A 6,651-nucleotide genomic window follows, 5' to 3' on the forward strand; every position below is an offset into this window, starting at 1 on the left:
ATCCATGCTCGTCATGAGCTTGTTTGTAGATATTTGAATTGAAAGAACGCTACCCATGAAAAGGATGCTGATCAACGCGACGCAGGCCGAAGAACGCCGCCTCGCCATTGTCGATGGCCAAAAACTGCTCGACTACGAAATCGAAATTGAAGGCTGCGAGCAGCGCAAGGGCAACATTTACAAAGCCGTAGTGACGCGCGTCGAGCCGTCGCTGGAAGCCTGCTTTGTCGATTACGGCGAAGAGCGCCACGGCTTTTTGCCGTTCAAGGAAATCTCAAAACAGTATTTCCAGCCCGGTGTGAGCGCCAGCCAGGCGCGCATCCAGGACGCCATCAAGGAAGGTCAGGAACTGCTGGTGCAGGTCGAAAAGGAAGAGCGCGGCAACAAGGGCGCTGCGCTCACCACCTTTGTGTCGCTGGCCGGTCGCTATGTGGTCTTGATGCCCAACAACCCGCGTGGCGGTGGTGTCAGCCGTCGCATTGAAGGTGAAGACCGGGCCGAGCTCAAGGAAAACATGGACCAGTTGGAATACCCCAACGGCATGAGCATCATAGCGCGCACCGCAGGCATTGGCCGCGCAGCACCTGAGCTGCAATGGGACCTGAACTACCTGCTTAAATTATGGGCTGCCATTGACGGCGCAGCCAAGGGCGGCAAGGGGGCTTTTCTGATTTACCAGGAATCCAGCCTGGTGATTCGCGCCATTCGCGACTACTTCAACCACGACATTGGCGACATCCTGATCGACACCGACGACGTCTATGAACAGGCCCAGCAGTTCATGGCGCACGTCATGCCCGAGCATGCCGCACGCGTCAAACGTTACCGCGACGATGCCCCGTTGTTCAGCCGCTTCCAGATCGAGCACCAGATCGAGTCGGCCTACGCCCGCATGGTCACGCTGCCCAGCGGCGGTGCCATCGTGATCGACCACACCGAAGCGCTGGTCAGCGTTGATGTCAACTCGGCGCGCGCCATCAAAGGCGGCGACATCGAGGAAACCGCCACCCGCACCAACCTGGAAGCCGCCGACGAAGTGGCGCGTCAGGCGCGGTTGCGCGACCTCGGCGGCCTGATCGTGATCGACTTCATCGACATGGAAGAAAGCCGCAACCGCCGCGAAGTGGAAAGCCGCCTGCGTGAAGCGCTGCGCCAAGACCGCGCCCGCGTGCAGTTTGGCGTTATCAGCAAATTCGGCCTGATGGAGATGAGCCGCCAGCGGCTGCGTCCGGCACTCAGTGAAGGTGCTTCCATCCCGTGCCCGCGCTGCGGTGGCTCAGGCCACATCCGCGACACCGAATCGAGCGCGCTGCAAATTTTGCGCATCATCCAGGAAGAGTCGCTGAAAGACAGCACCGCATCAGTGCTGTGCCAGGTGCCAGTCGAGGTCGCCTCTTTCCTGCTCAATGAAAAGCGTACCGAAATCGCCAAGATCGAACTCAAGCAGCGCATCAACGTGATCATGGTGCCCAACAAGTCGCTGGAAACGCCCAACTACCGGCTGGAGCGCCTGAAACACGACGACCCGCGCCTGGACAACATTGAAGCCAGCTACAAAATGGCAGACGAAGTCGAGGAGGCCACGGCCGTCACACGACGCTCACAAGAGCCCACCAACAGGCAAACCCCGGTGATCAAGGGTGTGTTGCCCGATGTCCCGGCACCCGTGGCCCCAGTCCAGCCAGAACCCGTCAAGCCGACCCCGGCCGCGCGCGCCGCCAAATCGGTTGCAGCGGCACCTGCCGTGGCTGAAAAGGGCTTTTTTGGCTGGCTCAAAAACCTGTTCGGCGGCCCAGCCGCGCCAGTTACACCAGCCACGCCAGTGGCAGCCAAAGACGAAACGCGTGCCCCGCGCGAAGGCCGCCCTGGCCGGGAAGGTGCGCGCCGCCCGGAAGGTCGGAGCGAAGGTCGCCCCGAAGGACGAGGTCCACGCCCTGAGGGCCGGGACGGCCGCACGGGCCGAGGTGAGGGTCGCAGTGGCAATCGCCGCCCGGATCGCAACAGCGCCGGCAAAGACAGGTCCGAGCAACACAGCCCGCTTGACGCCGGCAATGCAAGCCCCGACAAGCAGACCGCGGTCAACCTGCAAGAGGCAACGGGGCGCGCAGAACAGCGCCCCGAGCGCGGTGGCCGCAATGCTGAGCGCGGTGATCGCCCGCCCCGTAGCGAGCGCGGCGGCCGCAATGAACGGCGCCCGGAACGCGCGCCCCGCCCGACAGAAGAACTTCGCCCCGACGAGGGCGGCGCCAACCTGGCAACGGTTAGCGCAGAAGCTTCTGCTGCCATGACCGATCAAGCCGGTGCCGACAACGCGCCCCGTGAAGAAGGCAATGGCCAGAGGGAAAAGCGTTCGCGTGACCGCTATGGCCGCGACCGCAAACCCCGCACCGACCGCGCCGAGCGAAGCGAGTCGGCCAATCTGCCAAGCCAGGAAGCCCAAGCCACCGAAGCTGACACGGGCACGGAGCAGGAACCAGCACGCAAGTCTTATTTCAGCGTGCCAACGCCGAGCAGCCAGCCAGTACCCGCTGCAGCGGCGCCTGTGCTGCCCGCACCCACTGCGCCGCTCGAGACTGCCCTTGATGCGATGCCGGAGTCGGCCCAGCCCCTGACAACGGCGCCCCGGGCCGTGGCCGCTGCGACGCCAGTGCCCGTGCCGGTAGCCACCGTTGTGCCAACGCCAGCACCCGCTCCTGCGGCCAAGCCCGAGCCCAAGCTGGCAGCCATGCCAGCCGTGCAAGCCTTTACCCTGCCGTTAGACGAATTGGCGCAAGTGGCCGAACAATCCGGTCTGCAATGGGTGCAATCGGATGCAAGCAAAGTGGCATCGGTACAAGCCACCATTGCAGCCGCGCCCAAGCCTGTGCACGTGCCGCGCGCGCGTCCGCCGCTACCGGTGCTGGACGAAAAGCCGCTGGTGATGGTGGAAACCAAGCGCGACCTGCGCGAGCAGAAACTTCCGTTTGAGCAGACTGAAGAAGCTTAAGGCCTGACCAGGCTGGTCAAAGGGCACCCGAGGGTGCCCTTTTTCATGCCCGCAACGGTCAGTCCGACACGCACCGCCATCATCGGCAGCGCCAGCGAACCAAAGTCCGCACCAAAGCCGCTTTTACTCACCCCCAGCAGCAGCACGGCGGGAATGGTGACGGCGTAAAAAAAGGGGTCGGTGATGAAGGGAAAGGTTTCAGGCAAGACCATGGTGTGACAATTCGGGGATGAACAGCGCAAACATCGACAACATTCAACTGTGGGGTGAAACCCTGCGGCTCATGGTGGAACTCGCTGGGACGGCGGCGTTTGCATTGTCGGGGGTTCTGGTGGCCGCGCAAAAGCGCCTGGATGCGGTGGGCGTGTGCATGGTGGGCTTTTTGGCAGCCTTTGGCGGCGGCACGCTGCGCGACTTGCTGCTGGACGTGCGGCCGTTTTTCTGGGTGCGCCACATGGAAATGCTGTGGGGCGTGCTGGCACTGTGCATGTTGGCCATGCTGTTTTTGCGCAGTCACCATTTTGCTTTGACGCGCAAGGCCATCGAATGGCCCGACGCGCTGGGGCTGGGCCTGTTTACCGCCACCGGCGTACATCAGGCATTGCTGAGCGGCATGCCCGCGCTGGTGGCGGTGCTGATGGGCCTGATCACCGGGGTCTTTGGCGGCGTGCTGCGCGACATTGTCTGCAACGAGATTCCGACGGCCTTTAGCGACCACCGCCCCTATGCGGTCTGCGCTTTTATCGGTGGCTGGGCCTATGTGGGCTTGTGGCAACTGGACGCGCCGGGCTGGCTGGCTTTGCTTGCCTGTATCACGATCACGGTCGGCTTGCGCGGTTTGGCCGTCTGGCGCAACTGGCAATTGCCGGCCTGGCAGCTCGATTGAGCCGACGCAGGCGACAATGCGCGTCATCATGTTCAATCCATCCAAAGCCGACGTTCGCCGATTTTTTTGCACGGTTTATGCCAAGGCCCAAACGGGCCAGGCCATGGAGGCGATCGAGACCATCGCCAGCCTGTGGATTGACGAACACCCCGAGTACCACGCCGAGCTTGCCAATGTGAAGGCGGCACTGGCCGCCGTGGATCAGCCCGAAGACAGCCAAACCAGCTGTTTTTTGCATTTGTCGATGCACTTGTCGATCACCGAGCAATGCAGCATTGACCAGCCGCGCGGCATTCGCCAGGCGGTTGAGTTGCTCACGCACCGGCTCGATTCGCTGCACGACGCGCACCATGTGGCCATGGAGTATTTGGGGCAGATGCTTTGGGACAGCCAGCAAAGCGGCCAGCCGCCCGATGGCCAGATTTATGTGGCCAGCATGCAGCGCCATGCCACCCGCGACTGAACGCAATCTGGTTATTTGATACGGCTGCGCTGTACCGTCTGTATTTCGCCGGGCAGGCTGGCCACATGGTCGGCCAATACCTTCATTTCCTTATCGGAAAATTGCACGGCAATATCGGCTTGCTCAGATTGGCCCCGTGGCATGAGGTGCAGCCGCCTTTGGCCATCAACTCAGCCGCTTTGCCAGAACCCTGCGCCGCCGTGGCAGGCAGATTGACGCCGCTGCCGCTGGATTCATAGTAGGCAGCCAGGTCAGCAATGTCTTGATCGCTCAGGCCGGCGGCAAGCGTGCGCATGGACGGATGCTTGCGATCACCCGCCTTGTATGCATGCAAGGCGGCACGGATATAGCCGGCTCCCTGACCTGAAATTTTGGGCACCTTGTGCACTTCTGGAAACCCGATGTGGTAGCCTTGAATGCCATGGCAGCCAATGCACAACGCATTCTTGGTGGCACCGGCGTCGCCTCACCCCGGATGTCTTGCGCATATACGCTCGTGGTGCTTGCACAGGTTAAAGCCAAAGCCGACACAGTCAACAGAAATTTTTTTATTTTGCTAAGACAATTCGTAACAGGCGTTTTTGAATTTGATAAATATCAAGCTAATTATAGAAAGCCACCAAGCGCAGCGAATATGGCGTAAACCCGATATTTCCCGCTTGACACCCTAAAAACTGCGTCAGGCAGACATTCACGCTTCAATTTTTTCCAGACACCATGAAATTCCAAGGCACTGAGAGTTACATCGCCACTGACGACCTGATGCTGTCGGTCAACGCCGCCATCGCGCTGCAGCGCCCGCTGCTGGTCAAGGGCGAGCCCGGCACCGGCAAGACCATGCTGGCCGAAGAAGTGGCCAGCGCGCTCAATTTGCCGCTGCTGCAATGGCACATCAAGTCCACCACCAAGGCGCAGCAGGGCTTGTACGAATACGACGCGGTGAGCCGCCTGCGCGACTCGCAGCTGGCCGACATCGACGGCGGTGAGCGGGTCAAAAACATCCACAACTACATTGTCAAGGGCGTGTTGTGGCAAGCCTTTACCGCCGAGCAGCCGGTGGCGCTGCTGATTGACGAGATCGACAAGGCCGACATCGAGTTTCCCAACGACTTGCTGCGTGAAATTGACCGCATGGAGTTTTACTGCTACGAAACGCGGGAACTGATTCGCGCCAAACACCGGCCGCTGGTGTTCATCACCTCCAACAACGAAAAGGAACTACCCGACGCCTTTTTACGGCGCTGCTTTTTCCACTACATCAAGTTCCCCGATGCCGCCACCATGAAGCAGATTGTCGATGTGCATTTTCCTGGCCTCAAGGCCGAGCTGCTGAGTGCCGCCATGAAGACTTTTTTTGACGTGCGCAACCTGCCGGGCCTGAAGAAAAAGCCCTCCACCAGCGAGCTGCTCGACTGGCTAAAGCTGCTGATGGCGCAGGACATTCCGCTGTCTGCCCTGCAAACGCAGGACGACAAGGTGGCGGTGCCGCCGCTGGTCGGGGCGCTGCTGAAGAATGAACAGGATGTAAGCCTGTTTGAAAAGCTGGTGTTCATGCAGAGCCGCAACCGGTGACTGATGTTGCCCATTGTGAAACCGTCCGAGCCTGCGAGCGAGCAAACAGCCCCATTGCACTGCACCCGCGTGGCAGGGCCATTGGGCGGCTTCCTCATACTGGGGTACCAGAAATCGTCAGCCGCCCAATGGCCCTGCCACGCTAGCCGCTCTGACTTGGTGCATGCCCGTGAACCTTAAACCGAAAAATTTCAAGTGGATTCATCATGGCTTTTGTTGAACCAGTCATCCTTCAAAAAAACGGCGTCACGCTGACCCCTTTGACGCTGGCGCACGAAGACGGCCTGCGCCAGGCAGCCGCTGACGGGGCGCTCTGGACCATTCGCGTCACCTCGGTGCCGGAACCCGAGCACACGCGCCGCTACATTGAAGACGCGCTCGCCATGCGCGAAGCCGGCAACCGCTTTGCCTTTGCCGTGCTTGACGCTGACACCGGCCGGGTGCTGGGCAGCACCAGCTTTCACGACATCCTGCCGGCGGTCAAGCGGGTTGAAATTGGCTACACCTGGTATGCCAAAAGTGTGCAGCGCAGCCGTGTCAACAGCACCTGCAAGCTGCTCATGATGACGCACGCGTTTGAAGTGCTCGGCTGCCATGTGGTGGGCTGGCGAACTGACAACTTCAACTTTGCCTCGCAAACTGCCATCGAGCGCCTGGGTGCGCGCAAGGACGGTGTGCTGCGCGGTCATGCCCTGCGCCGCGACGGCACCATCCGCGACACCGTGATGTACAGCATGACGTACG

The 6,651-nt window shown here is 61.0% G+C and carries 8 protein-coding genes and 1 pseudogene; 6 read left to right on the plus strand and 3 right to left on the minus strand.

Annotated elements, in window-relative coordinates; genetic code table 11:
- Window positions 1–55 precede the first annotated feature (55 nt).
- Window positions 56–2,986: an Rne/Rng family ribonuclease gene (locus IBX54_RS03185; RefSeq protein WP_296541211.1), complete on the plus strand. Its 2,931-nt coding sequence runs from the start codon at window positions 56–58 to the stop codon at window positions 2,984–2,986.
- Here IBX54_RS03185 and IBX54_RS03190 read toward each other — a convergent pair.
- On the minus strand, window positions 2,983–3,192 hold the full coding sequence (locus IBX54_RS03190; protein WP_296541218.1) for a hypothetical protein: 210 nt from the start codon (window positions 3,190–3,192) through the stop codon (window positions 2,983–2,985). The genes IBX54_RS03185 and IBX54_RS03190 overlap by 4 nt on opposite strands.
- Before the next feature lie 23 nt (window positions 3,193–3,215).
- On the opposite strand from IBX54_RS03190, the gene IBX54_RS03195 reads away from it, so the two are divergent.
- Window positions 3,216–3,872 (plus strand): trimeric intracellular cation channel family protein, encoded by a 657-nt coding sequence (locus IBX54_RS03195; protein WP_296541212.1) that lies wholly within the window; start codon window positions 3,216–3,218, stop codon window positions 3,870–3,872.
- Window positions 3,873–3,900: 28 nt separating this feature from the next.
- Window positions 3,901–4,335, plus strand: a complete 435-nt coding sequence (locus IBX54_RS03200) for a DUF1841 family protein (RefSeq protein WP_296541213.1) — start codon at window positions 3,901–3,903, stop codon at window positions 4,333–4,335.
- Window positions 4,336–4,417: 82 nt separating this feature from the next.
- Here the strand turns inward: IBX54_RS03200 and IBX54_RS15210 are convergent, their stop codons facing one another.
- Together IBX54_RS15210 and IBX54_RS15215 are read right to left on the minus strand one after the other, a co-directional pair.
- Window positions 4,418–4,630 (minus strand): cytochrome c, encoded by a 213-nt coding sequence (locus IBX54_RS15210; RefSeq protein ID WP_367141799.1) that lies wholly within the window; start codon window positions 4,628–4,630, stop codon window positions 4,418–4,420.
- A 3-nt stretch (window positions 4,631–4,633) separates the two neighbouring features.
- Window positions 4,634–4,723, minus strand: a pseudogene (locus tag IBX54_RS15215) (cytochrome c); the annotation flags it as partial.
- Between IBX54_RS15215 and IBX54_RS15220 the strand changes: the two are divergent.
- The 3 genes from IBX54_RS15220 to IBX54_RS03215 all read left to right on the plus strand — a co-directional run.
- A complete protein-coding gene (locus tag IBX54_RS15220; RefSeq protein WP_367141798.1) occupies window positions 4,718–4,978 on the plus strand; it encodes a hypothetical protein in 261 nt (86 codons plus the stop codon). The pseudogene IBX54_RS15215 and the gene IBX54_RS15220 overlap by 6 nt on opposite strands.
- A gap of 74 nt (window positions 4,979–5,052) precedes the next feature.
- A complete protein-coding gene (locus IBX54_RS03210) occupies window positions 5,053–5,907 on the plus strand; it encodes a MoxR family ATPase (protein ID WP_296541214.1) in 855 nt (284 codons plus the stop codon).
- Between the two features lie 206 nt (window positions 5,908–6,113).
- On the plus strand, window positions 6,114–6,651 hold a 538-nt coding region (locus IBX54_RS03215; protein WP_296541215.1), incomplete at its 3' end, for a GNAT family N-acetyltransferase.

Source organism: Rhodoferax sp. (assembly GCF_014859475.1).
Classification (GTDB): Bacteria; Pseudomonadota; Gammaproteobacteria; order Burkholderiales; family Burkholderiaceae_C; genus Rhodoferax.

What these genes read in the sequence shown, in the direction of transcription:
- IBX54_RS03210 (WP_296541214.1), top strand. Translation starts at nt 5,053, where the DNA reads ATGAAATTCCAAGGCACTGAGAGTTACATCGCCACTGACGACCTGATG.
- IBX54_RS03185 (WP_296541211.1), top strand. Translation starts at nt 56, where the DNA reads ATGAAAAGGATGCTGATCAACGCGACGCAGGCCGAAGAACGCCGCCTC.
- IBX54_RS15210 (WP_367141799.1), bottom strand. Translation starts at nt 4,630, where the DNA reads ATGCGCACGCTTGCCGCCGGCCTGAGCGATCAAGACATTGCTGACCTG.
- IBX54_RS03195 (WP_296541212.1), top strand. Translation starts at nt 3,216, where the DNA reads ATGAACAGCGCAAACATCGACAACATTCAACTGTGGGGTGAAACCCTG.
- IBX54_RS03200 (WP_296541213.1), top strand. Translation starts at nt 3,901, where the DNA reads ATGTTCAATCCATCCAAAGCCGACGTTCGCCGATTTTTTTGCACGGTT.